The organism is Streptomyces mabaensis (assembly GCF_053763515.1).
The window spans coordinates 1-16,167 of record NZ_JBSOPZ010000055.1 but is presented as its reverse complement, the minus strand read 5'-3'; the positions used below and the strand labels follow the sequence as shown (position 1 = coordinate 16,167).

The following is a 16,167-nucleotide window of genomic DNA, read 5'->3' as shown; positions in this document are numbered from 1 at the left end:
CCCTCCCGGCTACCTCTATGATCGGCACACTTTCCGCGTGGATCCCGCCCTCGGGCGGCCCGACCCCACCCGGCCGACGACCCCGACCAGACCTGTACGAGACAACTGCACTGCGGGAGCGAGCGGTGAGCGGAACCTCCGAAGGACCCGGTTCGGCCCCCGACAGCATTCGATCACCGGTTACGGAACGTGATTCTGTCAGCAGAACCGCGTCGGAGCTGCGCGACTACCGGGCCGCGTTCAACGCCGCGCACCTCGCCATGGCCGTCGTCGACCGGGAAGGCCTGGTCGTCGCCGCCAACCACGCCTTCGCCACCCTGCTCGGCGCCGAGCCCGCCGCGCTCGTCGAACAGGCCGCGGCCGACCTGGTCGACCTCGCCGCGGAGGACCGCACCTGGCAGGCGTACCTCGAAGTCCTGCGCGGCCGGCAGGCCCGGCTGCGCTGCACCCGCCGGCTCAAGCACCCCGACGGCCACTCGATGTGGACCGAGGTCACCCTCGCGCCCGTCCCCGACAGCCGCAACGTGCTGATGTCCGTCGCCGACGTCAGCGACCGGCGCGATCTCCAGGCACGGCTGCGCCACCTCCAGATGCACGATCCGGTGACCCGGCTGCCCAACCGCGCGCTCTTCTTCGAACGGCTCTCCACCGCGCTGGAGTCCTCCTCGTACGGCAGCGGCGGCACGGGACGCATCGGGCTCTGCTACCTGGATCTCGACGGTTTCAAGGCGGTCAACGACACGCTCGGGCACCGAGTCGGCGACCGGCTGCTGACCGCCGTGGCCTCCCGGCTCAGCCAGTGCGCCGACCAGTCCGGCTTCGGCAGGAGCGGCGGCCACCTGGTCGCGCGGCTCGGCGGCGACGAATTCGCCCTGCTCGTCGAGGACTCCACCGGTACGGAACAGCTCGCCGACCTCGCCAAGTCCGTACTGGCCGCGCTCCAGAAGCCGTTCGACCTGGCCGGGCAGCGGCTGTCCGTCTCGGCCAGCATCGGCGTGGTGGAGCGGGCCGCCGCCGGGACCTCGGCGACCGGGCTGATGCAGGCCGCGGACACCACGCTGTACTGGGCCAAGGCCGACGGCAAGGCCCGCTGGACGCTCTTCGACCCGGAGCGCAACGCCCACCGGATGACCCGGCAGGCGCTCTCCAGCACCCTGCGGCCGGCCGTCGAGCGCGGTGAGTTCGCCCTGGAGTACCAGCCGTTGGTGGATCTGGAGAGCGGGGCGGTGCGCGGTGTGGAGGCCCTGGTCCGCTGGAACCACCCGCAGTTCGGCACGCTCGCGCCGAATCGGTTCATCGGGATCGCCGAGGAGGACGGCTCGATCGTGCAGCTCGGCCGCTGGGTACTGCGCACCGCCTGCCGCCAGGCCCGGCAGTGGCAGCTCGACCACCCGGCGGCCGCGCCGGTGTTCGTCAGCGTCAATGTCGCCGTCCGCCAGGTGTGGGACTCCGACCTGGTCGGCGATGTCGCCGGCATCCTCGCCGACACCGGACTCGCGCCGCAGCTCCTGCAGCTGGAGCTCACCGAGTCCGCCGTGATGGGCTCGGCGGGGCGGCCGTTGCAGGCCCTCCAGGCGCTCAGCGACATGGGCGTGCGGATCGCCATCGACGACTTCGGCACCGGCTACTCGAACCTCGCGTACCTCAGCCGGCTGCCCGTCTCCGTACTCAAGCTCGACGGGTCGTTCGTCCGCGGCTTCCGGTACGACGACGGGGCGCACCCGAACCCCGCCGACGAGACGATCGTCGAGGCGCTGGTGCAGCTCGCGCACCGGCTGGGGCTGACGGTCACGGCGGAGTGCGTCGAGACGGCCGGTCAGGCGGCGCGGCTGCGCCGGGTCGGCTGCGACACCGGCCAGGGCTGGCTGTACTCGCGGGCGGTGACGCCGGACCGTATCGCCGCCATGATCGGGGTCTGCCCGCTGCGGGACCTGCCGGCCTGACGGCCTCACGGCCGAGCGGCGAGGAGATCATCGCACCGGCCGGGCCGGTCACCCGGGAAGTGAGGCCGAGGCCACCGCGGGCAGCTCGTACGCGTCCGCGATCAGTTCGTACGAGCGCAGCCGCGCCTCCCCACCGTGCGCGTTGGCCGTGATCATCAGCTCGTCCGCGCCCGTGCGCTTGCGCAGGTCGTCGAGTCCGGTCCGTACCGCGTCCGGCGTGCCGTGGATGACGTTGCCCAGCCAGCTGTCCACGAACTCCCGCTCCATCGCGCTGAACGCGTACGCCTCCGCCTCCTCGGGCGACGGGATGAGCCCGGGGCGGCCGGTGCGCAGCCGGACCATCGACAGGGCGCCGGTCAGCACCTGGCGGCGGGCCTCCCGCTCGTCGTCCGAGGCCAGCGCGGATACGCCGATCAGCGCGTACGGCTCGTCCAGCACCCCGGAGGGCCGGAAGGACTCCCGGTAGAGGTCCAGCGCCGGCAGGGTGTTGGCCGCCGAGAAGTGGTGGGCGAACGCGAACGGCAGCCCCAGCACGCCGGCCAGCCGCGCGCTGAAGCCGGACGAGCCCAGCAGCCAGACGGGCGGCCGGCCCGAGGGCCCCTGGACCGGGCCGGGCACGGCGTGGATCCGCGCGTACGGGTGGCCGTCGGGGAAGTCGTCGTCCAGGAACCGGGTCAGCTCGGCGAGCTGCTGCGGGAAGTCGTCGGCGCCCGAGTGGATGGGGGTACCTCCCACGCCCGCAGGGCTGTGGGGGAGGTTGGTGCGCCGCAGGGCCGCCGCCGTTGCCCCGTCGGTGCCCGGCGCCCGGCCGAGGCCCAGGTCGACGCGGCCCGGCGCCAGCGCCTCCAGGGTGCCGAACTGCTCGGCTATGACCAGCGGGGCGTGGTTGGGCAGCATGACGCCGCCCGAGCCGAGCCGGATCCTCTCGGTGTGGGCGGCGAGGTGGGCCAGGATCACGGCCGGGGAGGAGCTGGCGACGCCCGGCATGGAGTGGTGCTCGGCGACCCAGTGGCGGTGGAAGCCGCGGCGTTCGGCGAGGCGGGCGAGGTCCACGCTGGTGCGCAGCGCCTGGGTCGCGGTGCGGCCGCTGCCCACGGTCACCAGGTCCAGTACGGACAGGGGGACGGGGGCGGTCCCGTGCACCGTGCCTCGAATCGCGTCCACCGTGCGTTGCCTCCTGGCGTCGGGAATGTACCGAAGTGACGAACAGGAGGCAGTCTCCGGTTATTCCTCGCGGGTGGTCGCAGCGCCCTCACCAAGGCCGGGCGAAGAGCCTGCCCAGGCCGTCGCCCCAGGCTCCCCGGCGCTCCGCCAGCCGCAGGCCCTCCCACACGGTGACCTGGTTCGCGGTGAGGACCGTCTTGCCGAGTGCGTCCTCCAGGTCCGCGAGGTACGCGGCGGTGTGCAGCGCGGTGTCCGGCAGCAGCACCGCATCCGCGTCCGGGTGGTCGCCCGCCCGGGCCAGCGCGAGCACCTCGTCCCGCCCCCAGGTGCCGACCTCCGCCGCCGTGACGATGCCCGCGGCGCGCTCGGCGACCACCTCGGTCCCGGAGGCCTTCAGGAACGCCGAGAAGTACCCGGCCACGTCCTGCGGATAGGTCGCGGCCACCGCCACCCGCCGGGCGCCCACCTTCCGTACCGCGTGGGCGAAGGCGAACGACGTACTGGAGGCCGGCAGCCCGGCCGCCAGGGCCAGGGCGCGGATCTGCTCCTGCGCCCCGTCCCAGCCGCGGACGAAGCTCCCGCTGGTGCAGGCCCACACCACCGATTCGGCGCCGGACAGCCGCAGCTCCTCGACCCCCGCCGCCAGCCGCTCCGGCGCGCCCATCTCCAGCAGGGCGTCGACGCGGTGCGCGTCCTCGCCGATGTCGGTGTGGACGACGGGCAGCCGGATGTCGGTGTCCAGCAGCATCTCGATCCGGGGATAGTCGTCCTCCGCCGAGTGTCCGGGGTAGAGCAGTCCGACTGTGGTCATGTCCGGCCTCCCGTGATCATGTCCTGCCTCCCTGTTGCTCTCCTTCGGGTTCCGTGGGTTCGGCTGCCCCCATCGCGGCAGGCCCACACCGGGCGGCCGGATCCAGCAGCGCCTGGTACGGGCCGACGGCCGCGGCGCCGATGCGGCGCAGCGCGGACCACATGGTGACCTGGTTGGCGGAGAGGACGGGCATCCGTAGTTCGGCCTCCAGCTGCGGGATCACGTCGTACGTCGGGAGGTTGGTGCAGCTGATGAACAGCGCGTCGGCGGCGCCCGCCACGGCCTGTCTGGCCATCTCCACCACATCGCGGTAGGGCACCCGCCAGATGTGCCGGGTCAGGCCCAGATACGCGCGGCCGGTGACCTCGGTGCCCGCCTCGGCGAGGTATTCCTCCAGCGCCCGGGTCACCGACGCCGTGTACGGCGTGACCAGCGCGATCCGCCGGGCGCCCAGCTCCACCAGCGCCTCCAGCAGCGCGCCGGAGGTGGTCAGGGCGGGCACCTCGCCGGCCCGGGTCATGGCCGCGCACATGGCGCGTTCGCCGGCCGGTCCGTCGACGAAACTGCCGGAGGTGCACGCATACGCGATGACCTCGGGCTCGACGGCGCTCAGCGCCCGTACCGCGTCGTGCAGCGTCTCGTGCTCGCTGACCAGGCGGGCCAGATCGAGGCTGACCTCGACGGGTACGAACGGGGTACGGGTGAGATGGAGCGAGACATGGGCAGGGACCCACCGCCACAGCTCGCGGTCCAGTGCGAAGTCGAAGGGGGCGACGACGCCGATGCCGCGCTGCGGCTGCGGGCCCCCGAGGAAGGAGATGTCCATCGGTCCCCCACTGCAGGCGTGTTGACGACGGTAGGGCGCGGTGCGAGCGTGGTCAATCCGTACATCTCAGGCACCGCTCAAGCGCAGCTCAGGCGCAGCTCAGGCGCAGCTCAGGCGCAGCTCGGATGGAGGCCGGGGACAGCTCAGGTGCATGATCCAGTCGTGCCGCACAGCCGTTGCGGAGGCCGTTGCGGAGGCCGTTGCGGCCCGCTTTGACGGAAGGTTTCTCCCGTATGCCGGAGCCCACTCTTCTCGTCCTGGACGCCGACCCGCCGCCCCGGCTCGGCCGGCTCACCGGACGGGCCCGCGTCCTGCACGCCGACGCCCACACGCTCGCGGAGCGGCTGCCGCTCGCCGACGCGCTGCTGGTGTGGGACTTCACCTCCGACGCGGTACGCCACGCCTGGCCGGGCGGCGGGCCGCGCCCCCGCTGGGTGCACACCGCGAGCGCGGGCGTGGACCATCTGCTCTGCCCGGAGCTGGCGGCGTCGGACACGGTGGTCACCAACGCGCGCGGGATCTTCGACCAGCCGATCGCGGAGTACGTCGCCGGGCTCGTGCTCGCCTTCGCCAAGGATCTGCCCGGCACGCTGGAGAACCAGCGGCGGCGGCGCTGGCAGCACCGGGAGACGCTCCGCGTGGCGGGCTCCCGGGCGACCGTGGTCGGCTCCGGCCCGATCGGGCGGGCGATCGCCCGGACGCTGGAGGCGCTCGGCGTGACCGTGGCGCTGGTCGGCCGGACGGCCCGTAGCGGGGTGCACGGGCCGGAGGACCTGGACAAGCTGCTGTCTCGGGCGGACTGGGTGGTGTGCGCCGCGCCGCTGACGGGCGAGACGCGCGGGATGTTCGACGCGGCGCGGTTCGGGGTGATGCAGCCCTCGGCGCGGTTCATCAATGTGGGGCGCGGGCCGCTGGTGGTCGAGGAGGACCTGCTCGCGGCGCTCACCAACCGGTGGATCGGCGGTGCGGCGCTCGACGTCTTCGCGCACGAGCCGCTGTCGGAGCGGAGCCCGCTGTGGGACGTGCCCGGCCTGATCGTCTCACCGCACATGAGCGGGGACACGGTCGGCTGGCGCGACGACCTCGCCGCCCAGTTCGTCGAGCTGTACGAGATGTGGGCGGACGGAAAGCCGCTGCCGAACGTGGTGGACAAGAAACGTGGGTACGTCACCGGGCATGACTGAACTCACCGGCCTGACCGCCCACCAGCTCCTGTCCGGTTACGAGAACGGCGACTTCTCCCCCGTCGAGGCGACGCGCGCGGCGCTGGACCGGGCCGAGGCGGTGCAGCCACGCGTCAACGCCTTCGTCCGGATCGACGCGAGCGAGGCGCTCGCGCAGGCGGAGGCGGCCACCGGGCGGTGGCGCCGGGGCGAGCCACTCGGGCTGCTGGACGGCGTGCCGGTGTCGGTGAAGGACATCCTGCTGCTGCGCGGCGGGCCGACGCTGCGGGGCTCGAAAACCATCAGTCCGCAGGGGGCGTGGGACGAGGACGCGCCGTCGGTGGCCCGGCTGCGCGAGCACGGGGCGGTCTTCCTCGGCAAGACGACCACGCCCGAGTTCGGCTGGAAGGGCGTCACCGACTCACCCCTGTCCGGGGTGACCCGCAATCCGTACGACCTGGCGCGCACGGCGGGCGGCTCCAGCGGCGGCAGCGCGGCGGCCGTCGCGCTCGGCGCGGGCCCGCTGTCGCTGGGTACGGACGGCGGCGGATCGGTCCGGATTCCGGCCGCGTTCTGCGGGATCTTCGGGCTGAAGCCGACGTACGGCCGCATCCCGCTGTACCCCGCGAGCGCCTTCGGCACGCTCGCGCACGCCGGACCGATGACCCGCGACGCGGCGGACGCGGCCCTGCTGATGGATGTCGTCAGCGGGCCCGACTGGCGGGACTGGTCCCAACTCGGCCCGGTCGAGGGCAGCTTCCGAGCGGCCCTCGGCGGCGGCGTCAAGGGGCTGCGGATCGCGTACTCGCCGTCCTTCGGCGGGCAGGTGGCGGTCCGGCCGGAGATCGCCTCGGCCGTGCGCGGGGCCGTCGCGCGCCTCGCCGAGCTGGGCGCGTACGTCGAGGAGGCCGACCCGGACCTGGCCGATCCGGTGGAGGCCTTCCACACCCTGTGGTTCAGCGGGGCGGCCCGGGTCGTCCAGCACCTGGGCCGCGAGCAGCGGGAGTTGCTGGATCCGGGGCTGCGGGAGATCTGCGCACAGGGGGCCCGGTACAGCGCGCTCGACTACCTCGCGGCCGTGGACGTACGGATGGAGCTGGGCCGGCGGATGGGCCGCTTCCACGACATGTACGACCTGCTGGTCACCCCGACCCTGCCGATCCCGGCGTTCGAGGCGGGCGTGGAGGTGCCCAAGGGGTCGGGATACCACCGCTGGACGGGCTGGACGCCGTTCACGTACCCCTTCAACCTGACCCAGCAGCCGGCCGCGACGGTGCCGTGCGGCCTGGCGGCCGGACTGCCGGCCGGGTTGCAGATCGTGGGCGCCCGCCACGCGGACGCCCTGGTCCTGCGTGCGGCGCACGCGCTGTACGAGGCGGGAGTGGCGGCCGGCGTCAGGCTGCCCGGGAACTCCTAGCTGATCAACTCCAATTCCGCAGGTGACGGCTGAGGAATAAGGGGTCAGTGCGTGCTCCAGCTGTCGGGCTGAGCCCCGTCGATATCCGTGAACCCGTACTCCTGGGCGAGCTGAACGGAGCTGACGGAGCGCTGATTCCACCTCATGCGGTCAGGGTCAGCGGCGAGCGCGGCAATGGCGCGGCCGACGTATCGCGGTGACTCGGAGTGCGCGAAACCGTCAGGGGCGGTGGGGTAGCCGGCGACCGCGTTCGGGTCCAGGGCGTCGCGCCAGTTCTGTTCGGTGACTCCGAAATTGTCGAGCATCATTTCGGACCGTAGCCAGCCGGGTGTGATGGCGACCGCCGTTGCACCGTGAGATCGCAACTCGTGCCCCTGGGAGAAGGCCAAGCGGTTCACGGCGACCTTGGCCAGGTCGTAGAACACGGAAATCCGATACCGCGATGCGTTGTAGTCGGTGGTGCCGTCAGTCACCTCGATGAGGAGGCCACCTGGCTCGTTGATGAGTAGCGGCAAGAGGTGGTGGGAGGTGACCAGGTGGGTGCTGACGGCCAACTGGAGGAGACGTAGGCCATCGTCGAGGTTGTGCTCCCAGATGGGCGTGTTCCAGTCCGGTGGGCCACCTTTGAGGACCTCACCGCCCCAGATGTCGTTGACCAGCACGTCGATGTGGCCGTGCTCATCCCGGACGCGCTGGGCCAGGGCTCGCACCTGGTCAGAGTCGAGATGGTCGACCTGGACGGCGATTCCGGTGCCGCCGAGCCGTGTAACGAGCTCAGCGGTCTGCTCGATCGTCTCGGGACGATCGTAGTCGGACCCGGCCTTGCCCGCCTCGCTGGTGCGACCCGTGCAGATGACAGTCGCGCCGGCCTCGCCCAATGCCGCGGCGATACCACGCCCCGCGCCTCGAGTCGCACCTGCAACAACAGCGACACAGCCACGAAGCGCATCATGATCCGGAGACCAGTTCATGAGGCGAGTTTGGCAGAGGGCACTCAGGCGTCGCGGACGACACACGTCGCCACCAACGGAGTCCTACTGGGCCCGGCGGAAGCTGAGGGTTTCGCCGAGGGCGCCCGCCCGCCAGAGGTCCTGGCAGGCCTCGGCCATCCGGTCGAGGCCTTCGACCACCGTGCCCCAGACGATGCCGGGCACCCAGCCCGTGTCACCGTTCAGCAGCAGGTTGTTGCGCTCGTAGAAGAGGGCCAGGTCGACGACCGCGCCGTGTTCCCGGTGGGCGGCCCGGGGCGCGTATCCGTGCGAGGACGTGCCCAGTTGGGTGGCGGAGAAGGAGAAATAGCACAAATCACCCGGAATGGGAGTAACGGTGGGATTCTCCAGCGGAGGTTCCTGCGCCGCGAACGCGGGCAGCAGGGCGTAGATCTCGTTGCGCGCGTATTTCGCGTGATAGACGTCGCCGCCCAGCGGCAGCGCCTCCCACACCGCCGCGCAGGTCAGCGGGGCCCGGTCGTCGAGGAGTTTCGCGGTGCAGCGCACACCGCGCTTGTCGAGCATCACGTCCACGTATCGGTCTGCCATCTCCCCCGCATACCCCGCTCGGAGCCGGGTAGCCGCGCGCCCATGGCTCCACCACACAGACACCACCCACATCGACGATCGTTCCTCGCAGGCGCCGCGGCGCTCGGTGCGGTGGGCGCGCTGGGCGCCGCGGGCTGTGCCCGGGTGCCCTCCGGCGACGCCCTCGCCCGGCTGAAGTCGCAGGGCACGGTACGGCTCGGCATCGCCGGCGAGGTCCCGTACGGATACATCAACGAGCAGGGCGAGTTCACCGGCGAGGCGCCCGAACTCGCCAAGGTGGTCTTCAAACGGCTCGGCATCGGCCGGGTCCAGCCCGTCGCCACCGACTTCTCCTCCCTCATACCCGGGCTCAATTCCCAGCAGTTCGATGTCGTCTCGGCCGGGATGTACATCAACAAGGAGCGCTGCGCGCAGGTGGTGTTCTCCGACCCCGAATACCAGATGCTCGACTCCTTCATCGTGCGCAAGGGCAACCCCAAGCAGCTGAACAGTTACGAGGACGTCGTGAAGGCCAAGGCGAGGTTCGCCACCGGAACGGGGTACGCGGAGATCGGCTACGCGGTCGCCGCCGGCTTCCCGGAGAAGGACATCGTGATCCTCCAGGACCAGGTCGCCGGCCTGAACGCGGTCGAGTCCGGCCGGGTCGACGTTTTCGCGGGCACCGCGCTGACCGTCCGCGAGGTGGTGAAGAAGAGCTCCAGGGCCGAGGCCACCAAGCCCTTCGCCGCGGTCGTGGACGGCAAGAAGAAGATCGACGGCGGCGGCTTCGCCTTCCGCCCGACCGACACCGAGCTGCGCGACGCCTTCAACACCGAGATCCACAAGATGAAGAAGACCGGAGAGCTCTTCCGGATCCTGCGGCCGTTCGGCTTCACCAAGGCCGAGATGACCGACCTGACGGCCGAGGAGTTGTGCCGATGACGTCGGGACTCTGGCAGAACTGGGTGCTCCCGGGCATCTGGATCACTGTGCAGCTGACCCTGTACAGCGCGGCGCTCGCCACCGCCGTCGCCTTCACCGTAGGCATCGCGCGGACCAGCCGCTCGCGCGCGGTCCGCTTCCTGGCCGGTTTCTACACCGAGGTCTTCCGGGGCACTTCGGCCCTGGTGCTGATGTTCTGGCTGTTCTTCGTGCTGCCCCCGCTGGTGGGCTGGCAGCTCGTCCCGATGTGGGCCGCGGTACTGGCCCTCGGCCTGTCGTACGGGGCGTACGGGGCCGAGGTCGTCCGGGGCGCCCTGAACTCGGTGGCCCCGGCGCAGCGCGAGGCGGGTGTCGCGCTCAGCTTCACGCCCTGGCAACGGATGCGGCTGATCCTGCTGCCGCAGGCGGTGCCGGAGATGATGCCGTCGTTCTGCAATCTGCTGGTCGAGCTGCTCAAGGGCACGGCTCTGGTGTCCCTGCTGGGCGTCGGTGACGTGTCGTTCGCCGCGTACCTGGTCCGGCTCGCGACCCAGGACAGCGCGCAGATCTACACGATCACGCTGGTGATCTACTTCGTGCTCGCGTTCGTCCTGACCCGCGGGATGAAGGCGCTCGAACGAAGGACCAAGGCAAATCTGGGAGTGGTGCTCAAATGAACTGGGACTGGTCCGCGGTGGCGGACTTCATGCCGCAGTTCTGGGACGGCGTGCTGGTCACGCTCCAGATCCTGGCGCTGGGCTCACTGCTCTCGTTCGCGCTCGGCCTGGTCTGGGCGATCGGCTTCCGCGCCCCGACGCGGTTCGTGCGCTGGCCGGTGAACGCGATCACCGAGTTCATCCGCCTCACCCCGCTGCTGGTGCAGCTGTTCTTCCTGTTCTTCGTGCTGCCCGAGTGGGGGGTGCAGTTCTCCGCCCTGACCACCGGCACGATCGCGATCGGCGTGCACTACTCGACGTACACCGCCCAGGTCTACCGGGCCGGCATCGAGGCGGTACCGGCCGGGCAGTGGGAGGCGGCCAAGGCGCTGAGCCTGCCCGTCGGCCGCACCTGGACGGCGGTGATCCTGCCGCAGGCGGTCCGCCGCGTGGTGCCGGCGCTCGGCAACTACGTCATCTCGATGCTGAAGGACACGCCGCTGCTCGCCGGGATCAGCGTGCTGGAGATGCTCCAGCAGTCGCGGCTGGAGGGTGCGTCCACCTTCCAGTACACCGAGCCGCTGACCGTCGTCGGCATCGCCTTCATCCTCATCGCCTACCCGGCTTCTCTGCTCGTACGAACCCTGGAGCGCCGCCTTGTCCACTGACACCAAGCCCACTGAACCGATGTCCGCCGAACTGATCCGCTTCGAGAACGTCACCAAGCGCTTCGGGGACAACACCGTCCTGGACAACCTCTGCTTCTCGGTACGGCCGGGCAAGCACGTCACCCTCGTCGGCCCGTCCGGCTCCGGCAAGACCACGATCCTGCGGCTGCTGATGACCCTGATGAAGCCCGACGCGGGCACGATCGACGTGAACGGTGACCGGCTCTTCCCGGCCGGTGAGAAGCAGATCCGCGAGGTGCGCAAGAACATCGGCATGGTGTTCCAGCAGTTCAACCTCTTCCCCAACATGTCCGTGCTGCGCAACGTCACCGAGGCGCCGGTCCGGGTGCTGGGGCTGAGCAAGGACGAGGCCGATGAGCGCGCCCGCGACCTGCTCGACCTGGTGGGCCTGGGCGACCGGTGCGACGCGAAGCCGTCCCAGCTCTCCGGCGGCCAGCAGCAGCGGGTCGCGATAGCCCGGGCGCTCGCGATGCGTCCGCAGGTGCTGCTGCTGGACGAGGTCACGTCGGCGCTCGACCCGGAGCTGGTGGCCGGGGTGCTCGATGTGCTGCGGGACATCGCCCGTACCACTGACATCACCATGCTCTGTGTGACCCACGAGATGAATTTCGCCAGGGACATCTCCGACGAGGTGCTGATGTTCGATTCGGGGCGGGTCATCGAGTCCGGCTCGCCAGAAAAAATCTTCAGCGATCCCGAGCACGAACGTACTCGCGAGTTCCTCGGCGCGGTCCTCTGACCTCTTGGATCGGCCAAGGCCCGTGACCGTGGCATATGCCAGGGTGGCGCGCCCCTGCTGAGAGGCATGGTGCGCGCCACCAATCTCATCAACAGCCGCTCCAGATCCGGCTCTTGGCCGGTATCGTGGTATCAGGCCAAGTGCTGGGGCCGGTGCGCATCGCGAGCGGACCGTAACCAGGTGCGACGCCGCCACCGCAAGCGGTCACAACCTGCTAGGGGGAAACCGTGGCGCTGAAGCCCGAGCCGACCGCGCCGTTCCACTCGGTGCAGTACGCCCTGCGCGTTCTCGAGACCATCTCCAGGCACGGTGGCGGTGTGACCGATGCGCAGATCGCGCGCGAGACCGGTCTGCCCGCCGCTCATCTCTCCCCCATGCTGCTGATGCTGCGCCGCGAGGGCTATGTGGTCCAGGTCTCGGACGGCGCGTACGCGATCGGCGACTCCATGGTGCTGCTCGGCTCCGGCGTGGACCGCCAGCAGGCCCTGCAGGCCAAGCTCCAGGAGACCCTGGACCAGCTGCGCGACTCGGTCGGCGCCGCCGTCTACATCAGCCGGTACGTCGACGGTGAGGTGCGGATCACCCAGTTCGCCGACGGTCCGCGGACGCCCAAGGTCAACGAGTGGGTGGACTTCCGCTCGGCGGCGCACGCCAGCGCGGTCGGCAAGTGCCTGCTCACCCAGCTCGACCAGAACGGCCGCCGCGATCACCTGTCCCGGCACAAGATCGCCCGGCTCACCTCGCGGACGATCACCAGCGAGAAGATCCTCTTCTCGAAGCTGGACAGCCAGCCGGCCACCGTGCCGGTGCTCGACCTCCAGGAGTACGCGGTGGGCACGGTCTGCGCGGCCGTCCCGATCACGGCCGGCGCCGCGGTGGGCTGCCTGGCGCTCTCGATGCCGGTCGAGCACGCGCACCGGCTGCGCTCCGCCGCGCAGGCCCTGAACCGCAGGGCCGCGCCGGTACTGCTGTCGCTGGCGATCTAGTCACCCGGGGCGCCCTGGTTTGGGAGCACACTTGCGGACCAGGTACTATTTCCAGGTCAGCAGGCGCCGCTAGCTCAGTTGGTTAGAGCAGCTGACTCTTAATCAGCGGGTCCGGGGTTCGAGTCCCTGGCGGCGCACAGACGGAAGAAGCCCCTCGCGGAAGCGGGGGGCTTCTTCGTGCGTCCGTCCGCGTCCGCCCTACCGGCCGAGGAGGTGCTCGCGGTCCTGGGCGCGGTACTCGGCCCGCAGGGCCGCCCTCGCCTCGTCGTCCAGCGGGCGGTAGCCGCTGTCCCCGGGCGGGGTCCACCACACCGGGTCCGCGCAGTCGAAGCCCTCGCGGCGCAGTGCCACCCGGTGGACCTTGTTCGTCGCCGTCACCGGCATGCGGGAGACCAGACGGACGTACCGGGGGGACATCTTCGTACCCAGGTCGGGCTGCGCGGCCAGGAAGGACGCGAACGACGACGGGGTGAAGCGCGCGCCCTCGCGCAGGGCGAGGGCGGCCATCACCTGGTCGCCGGCCACCGGGTCCGGCACCGCGTAGACGGCGACCGCCGCCGCGTCGGCCCAGCGCGCGAGGATGTTCTCGATCATCGCCGCGGCGAGGTTCTCGCTGTCGACCCGCAGCCGGTCGTCGGTACGGCCCGCGAAGTAGAGGAAGCCGTCCGCGTCGCGGAAGAAGAGATCGCCGGTCCAGTACCAGCCGCCCCGCGTGCGCGCCGCGTCCGCGGCCTCGTTGCGCCAGTAGCCCTCGAAGGGGCTGCGGCCCCGGTTGACCAACTCCCCTATCGCCGCGTCGCCGTTGAGCAGCCGGCCGCCGTCGGAGAAGACCGCCGCCGGGCGTTCCCGGCGGGTTTCGGGGTCGACCACGGCGAGGTCATCGCCGGGTGCCGCGCGGCCGATGGCCCCCGGCGGGGTGTCCGGCGTGCGCTGGATCGCCGCGCCGCCCTCGGAGGACCCGTACCCCTCCACCAGCCGCACCCCGAAGCGTGCGGCGAAGCGCGCCGCGTCCACCGCGCCCGCCTCGGTGCCGAAACCCACCCGCAGCGGGTGGTCGCGGTCGTCGGGGCGCTCGGGGGTGGCGAGCAGGTACTGCACGGCCCGGACGACGTAGCTGAAGTACGTGGCGCCGAAGGCCCGTACGTCCGGCAGGAACGCCGACGCCGAGAACTTCCGGCGCAGCGCGATTCCGGCGCCGCCGGCCAGCGCGGGCGCCCAGTCGGCGATCACCGCGTTGCCGTGGAACATCGGCATGCAGATGTAGTGCACGTCGTCCGGCCGTACGCCGAAGTGGCCGGCGAGGGAGAGTCCGGCCGCCGCGAGCCGGCCCTGGCTGCAGATCGCCGCCTTGGGCGCGCCGGTCGAGCCGGAGGTGAAGTACAGCAGCAGCCGGCTGCCGGGACCGGGGCCGACCGGGCCGACCACGGACTCGCCCGGCCGGGCGCCGGCGTACGGGGCGAGCAGCTCGGCGTACTCCGCGGAGTCGGTGACCAGGACCCGTACGCCCGGCAGGGCCGGCCCGTCGAGCAGCGGCAGGTGCGCCCGCTCGGTGATGAGCACCCGGCAGTCGGTGTGCAGGATGTCGCGGACCAGTTCGGGCCCGCGCCGGGTGGGGTTGAGGCCGGCGACGGCGGCCCCCGCGAGGGCCGCCGCGCTCAGCCACAGCGGGAACTCCGGAGTGTTGTCGAGCAGCACGCCGACGTGTGGCTCGGCACCGCGCGGCAACAGATCGGCGAGCAGCCCGGCGCGGGCGGCGGCGCCGGAGGCGATCCGGTGGTGGCTGAGGACGGTGTCCTCGAACCTCAAGCCCGGCCGGTGGTCGCCCCATTGGCGCTGTACGAGCTCCGCGACGGTGCCTGCGCTCTCCATGGCGCCGCACGATAACTGACTGGACGTCAGAACTGTACGTCCGAGCACGCGTAGAACGCGTTGGTCGTGTCATGGACGGTCCACACGGCCAGAATGATGTGCTTGCCGGTCTTCTGGGTGGGGATCGTGCCCTGGTGGACGGCCGTGGATCCGGGCCGGGCGCCGTTGTACGCGACCGTCATGAAGGGCTGCGGGTCGAGCGCGGCCCGGGTGAGCGGCTGGGTCCGGTTCCAGCCGTTCCTGGTGATGTAGTACTTGAAGTCGGTCGTCGCGTGCATGGCGGTGAACTGCCAGCGGAAGCTGTAGCCCTGGCCGCCGGTCACCTTCGTGGCGGGCCAGTTGCCGCCGCGCGGATCGTCGAGCTGGGCGAAGCGGCTGTTGCCGCCCGCGCAGATCTTTCCGTCGGCGGGTCCGGCGGCCGGGAAGCCCTTGGGGCCCTCGACACTCTGCGGTTCGTAGATGATCTCGCCGCAGCCGGTGACCGTGCGGTTGGCGCAGAGCTTCTGCCGGCTGATGGGCTGGTCGGTGTACCCGTGACTGGTGGCGCTGCCGGTGGCGACTACGGAGATTCCGGCGACGGCGAGGCTGATCGCAGCCACGCCAATTCTCTTACGCATGATGCTCCTTGAGAACGTGGGGGGAGTTCTGTGAGCGGTGCGCACTTTCAGGTCTAGACCAAGTTCAGATTATGGTTGCCTGTTCGACATGTCCATACCAATCGTGGACACGATCCGGTCGCACCGCCCCCGCGAGCTCTCGACCAGCCGGCCGTTGGGCGTGTCGTTGTCCGCCACCCACGCCTCGGCCCCGGCGGCACCACGGCCACCCGCCAACTGCCGCTCCACCAGGCGCGCGTGGCGCACCTCGGCGGGGGCCTCCACGTACCAGACCTCACCCATCAGTGCCCGTGCCTCGCGCCACCCGGGCAGGTCGCAGGCCAGGTAGTTCCCCTCGGTCACCACCAGCCGCGCCGCCGGCCCCACCCGGTGCCGGGCGGCGACCGGTTCGTGCAGGGTGCGGTCGTAGTCCGGTACGTACACCTCCTGCGCGGGCCGCTCCCGGACCCGCCGCAGCAGCGCCTCGTACCCCCACACGTCGAAGCTGGGCGCGGAGCCCTTGCGGGAGGCCAGCCCGAGCCGCTCCAGCTGGACGTTCGACAGGTGGAAGCCGTCCAGCGGCAGATACGCGGCCGAGCCGGCCCCGCGCGCCCGCTCCACCTCGGCGACGAGCTCGCGCGCGAGGGTGGACTTCCCGGCTCCGGGCGGGCCCGCGATGCCGAGCACCCCGCGCGCTCCGGCCCGCTCGGCGACGCCCCAGGCGTCCACGGCCAGCTGCACCAGACCCATGCGCGAGAGGGTAGCTCTCGCGCGCGCCCCGGCCGCCGTGTAGGCCCTAGCTGTATTGCCCTGTGAGGTTGGGGACGCGGCTGGCGGGTGGTTTGCCTGCGAGCGCGGTGTGTCCGCGGT

At 71.3% G+C, this 16,167-nt stretch carries 16 protein-coding genes and 1 tRNA gene; 9 read left to right on the top strand and 8 right to left on the bottom strand.

Translation table 11 applies throughout. From position 1 onward, the window contains the following. Positions 1-125 precede the first annotated feature (125 nt). Positions 126-1,943, top strand: coding sequence for a putative bifunctional diguanylate cyclase/phosphodiesterase (locus tag ACWV17_RS31765; RefSeq protein WP_455353597.1), 1,818 nt, complete (start codon positions 126-128; stop codon positions 1,941-1,943). A 48-nt stretch (positions 1,944-1,991) separates the two neighbouring features. On the opposite strand, the gene ACWV17_RS31760 is transcribed toward ACWV17_RS31765, so the two are convergent. From ACWV17_RS31760 to ACWV17_RS31750, 3 genes are all read right to left on the bottom strand, one after another. Beyond that, positions 1,992-3,107 carry an LLM class flavin-dependent oxidoreductase gene (locus ACWV17_RS31760; protein ID WP_455362392.1) on the bottom strand — a complete coding sequence of 372 codons (1,116 nt, stop codon included), beginning with the start codon at positions 3,105-3,107 and terminating at the stop codon, positions 1,992-1,994. 88 nt (positions 3,108-3,195) lie between these two features. Continuing rightward, on the bottom strand, positions 3,196-3,918 hold the full coding sequence (locus ACWV17_RS31755) for a maleate cis-trans isomerase family protein (RefSeq protein ID WP_455353595.1): 723 nt from the start codon (positions 3,916-3,918) through the stop codon (positions 3,196-3,198). 16 nt (positions 3,919-3,934) lie between these two features. Beyond that, positions 3,935-4,744, bottom strand: coding sequence for a maleate cis-trans isomerase family protein (locus ACWV17_RS31750; RefSeq protein ID WP_455353594.1), 810 nt, complete (start codon positions 4,742-4,744; stop codon positions 3,935-3,937). 233 nt (positions 4,745-4,977) lie between these two features. Between ACWV17_RS31750 and ACWV17_RS31745 the strand changes: the two genes are divergently transcribed. Both ACWV17_RS31745 and ACWV17_RS31740 read left to right on the top strand, forming a co-directional pair. Continuing rightward, positions 4,978-5,928, top strand: coding sequence for a D-2-hydroxyacid dehydrogenase (locus ACWV17_RS31745; protein ID WP_455362391.1), 951 nt, complete (start codon positions 4,978-4,980; stop codon positions 5,926-5,928). After that, a complete protein-coding gene (locus ACWV17_RS31740; RefSeq protein ID WP_455362390.1) occupies positions 5,921-7,324 on the top strand; it encodes an amidase in 1,404 nt (467 codons plus the stop codon). The genes ACWV17_RS31745 and ACWV17_RS31740 overlap by 8 nt, the downstream gene beginning before the upstream one ends. Before the next feature lie 44 nt (positions 7,325-7,368). On the opposite strand, the gene ACWV17_RS31735 is transcribed toward ACWV17_RS31740, so the two are convergent. Continuing rightward, complete coding sequence (locus ACWV17_RS31735; protein WP_455362389.1) at positions 7,369-8,295, bottom strand: SDR family oxidoreductase; 927 nt, start codon at positions 8,293-8,295, stop codon at positions 7,369-7,371. 63 nt (positions 8,296-8,358) lie between these two features. Next, positions 8,359-8,862 (bottom strand): DUF3830 family protein, encoded by a 504-nt coding sequence (locus ACWV17_RS31730; protein ID WP_455353590.1) that lies wholly within the window; start codon positions 8,860-8,862, stop codon positions 8,359-8,361. Between the two features lie 42 nt (positions 8,863-8,904). Between ACWV17_RS31730 and ehuB the strand changes: the two genes are divergently transcribed. From ehuB to ACWV17_RS31700, 6 genes are all read left to right on the top strand, one after another. After that, positions 8,905-9,783 carry an ectoine/hydroxyectoine ABC transporter substrate-binding protein EhuB gene (gene ehuB / locus ACWV17_RS31725; protein WP_455362388.1) on the top strand — a complete coding sequence of 293 codons (879 nt, stop codon included), beginning with the start codon at positions 8,905-8,907 and terminating at the stop codon, positions 9,781-9,783. Then, positions 9,780-10,439, top strand: a complete 660-nt coding sequence (gene ehuC, locus ACWV17_RS31720) for an ectoine/hydroxyectoine ABC transporter permease subunit EhuC (protein WP_455362387.1) — start codon at positions 9,780-9,782, stop codon at positions 10,437-10,439. Before ehuB ends, ehuC begins: the two co-directional genes overlap by 4 nt. Further along, the gene (gene ehuD, locus ACWV17_RS31715; protein WP_455353587.1) at positions 10,436-11,086 is read left to right on the top strand and encodes an ectoine/hydroxyectoine ABC transporter permease subunit EhuD; all 651 of its coding nucleotides are present in this window, start codon (positions 10,436-10,438) and stop codon (positions 11,084-11,086) included. The genes ehuC and ehuD overlap by 4 nt, the downstream gene beginning before the upstream one ends. Continuing rightward, entirely contained in the window at positions 11,076-11,846 is a 771-nt protein-coding gene (locus tag ACWV17_RS31710; RefSeq protein WP_455362386.1) for an amino acid ABC transporter ATP-binding protein, read from the top strand. Before ehuD ends, ACWV17_RS31710 begins: the two co-directional genes overlap by 11 nt. Before the next feature lie 227 nt (positions 11,847-12,073). Then, the gene (locus ACWV17_RS31705; RefSeq protein WP_455362385.1) at positions 12,074-12,832 is read left to right on the top strand and encodes an IclR family transcriptional regulator; all 759 of its coding nucleotides are present in this window, start codon (positions 12,074-12,076) and stop codon (positions 12,830-12,832) included. A 63-nt stretch (positions 12,833-12,895) separates the two neighbouring features. Continuing rightward, positions 12,896-12,969 (top strand) — tRNA-Lys (locus ACWV17_RS31700). Positions 12,970-13,030: 61 nt separating this feature from the next. Here ACWV17_RS31700 and ACWV17_RS31695 read toward each other — a convergent pair. The 3 genes from ACWV17_RS31695 to ACWV17_RS31685 all read right to left on the bottom strand — a co-directional run bounded on the left by ACWV17_RS31695 (position 13,031) and on the right by ACWV17_RS31685 (position 16,047). Then, positions 13,031-14,701, bottom strand: a complete 1,671-nt coding sequence (locus ACWV17_RS31695; RefSeq protein ID WP_455362384.1) for an AMP-binding protein — start codon at positions 14,699-14,701, stop codon at positions 13,031-13,033. A gap of 26 nt (positions 14,702-14,727) precedes the next feature. Beyond that, a complete protein-coding gene (locus tag ACWV17_RS31690; RefSeq protein WP_455353583.1) occupies positions 14,728-15,318 on the bottom strand; it encodes a lytic polysaccharide monooxygenase auxiliary activity family 9 protein in 591 nt (196 codons plus the stop codon). A gap of 69 nt (positions 15,319-15,387) precedes the next feature. Next, positions 15,388-16,047 (bottom strand): nucleoside/nucleotide kinase family protein, encoded by a 660-nt coding sequence (locus ACWV17_RS31685; RefSeq protein WP_455362383.1) that lies wholly within the window; start codon positions 16,045-16,047, stop codon positions 15,388-15,390. Positions 16,048-16,167 lie beyond the last annotated feature (120 nt).

Coding starts and splice junctions, on each gene's coding strand:
- ACWV17_RS31755 (WP_455353595.1), bottom strand. CDS start 3,918: ATGACCACAGTCGGACTGCTCTACCCCGGACACTCGGCGGAGGACGAC.
- ACWV17_RS31750 (WP_455353594.1), bottom strand. CDS start 4,744: ATGGACATCTCCTTCCTCGGGGGCCCGCAGCCGCAGCGCGGCATCGGC.
- ACWV17_RS31745 (WP_455362391.1), top strand. CDS start 4,978: ATGCCGGAGCCCACTCTTCTCGTCCTGGACGCCGACCCGCCGCCCCGG.
- ACWV17_RS31740 (WP_455362390.1), top strand. CDS start 5,921: ATGACTGAACTCACCGGCCTGACCGCCCACCAGCTCCTGTCCGGTTAC.
- ACWV17_RS31735 (WP_455362389.1), bottom strand. CDS start 8,295: ATGAACTGGTCTCCGGATCATGATGCGCTTCGTGGCTGTGTCGCTGTT.
- ACWV17_RS31730 (WP_455353590.1), bottom strand. CDS start 8,862: ATGGCAGACCGATACGTGGACGTGATGCTCGACAAGCGCGGTGTGCGC.
- ehuB (WP_455362388.1), top strand. CDS start 8,905: ATGGCTCCACCACACAGACACCACCCACATCGACGATCGTTCCTCGCA.
- ehuC (WP_455362387.1), top strand. CDS start 9,780: ATGACGTCGGGACTCTGGCAGAACTGGGTGCTCCCGGGCATCTGGATC.
- ehuD (WP_455353587.1), top strand. CDS start 10,436: ATGAACTGGGACTGGTCCGCGGTGGCGGACTTCATGCCGCAGTTCTGG.
- ACWV17_RS31695 (WP_455362384.1), bottom strand. CDS start 14,701: ATGGAGAGCGCAGGCACCGTCGCGGAGCTCGTACAGCGCCAATGGGGC.
- ACWV17_RS31690 (WP_455353583.1), bottom strand. CDS start 15,318: ATGCGTAAGAGAATTGGCGTGGCTGCGATCAGCCTCGCCGTCGCCGGA.
- ACWV17_RS31685 (WP_455362383.1), bottom strand. CDS start 16,047: ATGGGTCTGGTGCAGCTGGCCGTGGACGCCTGGGGCGTCGCCGAGCGG.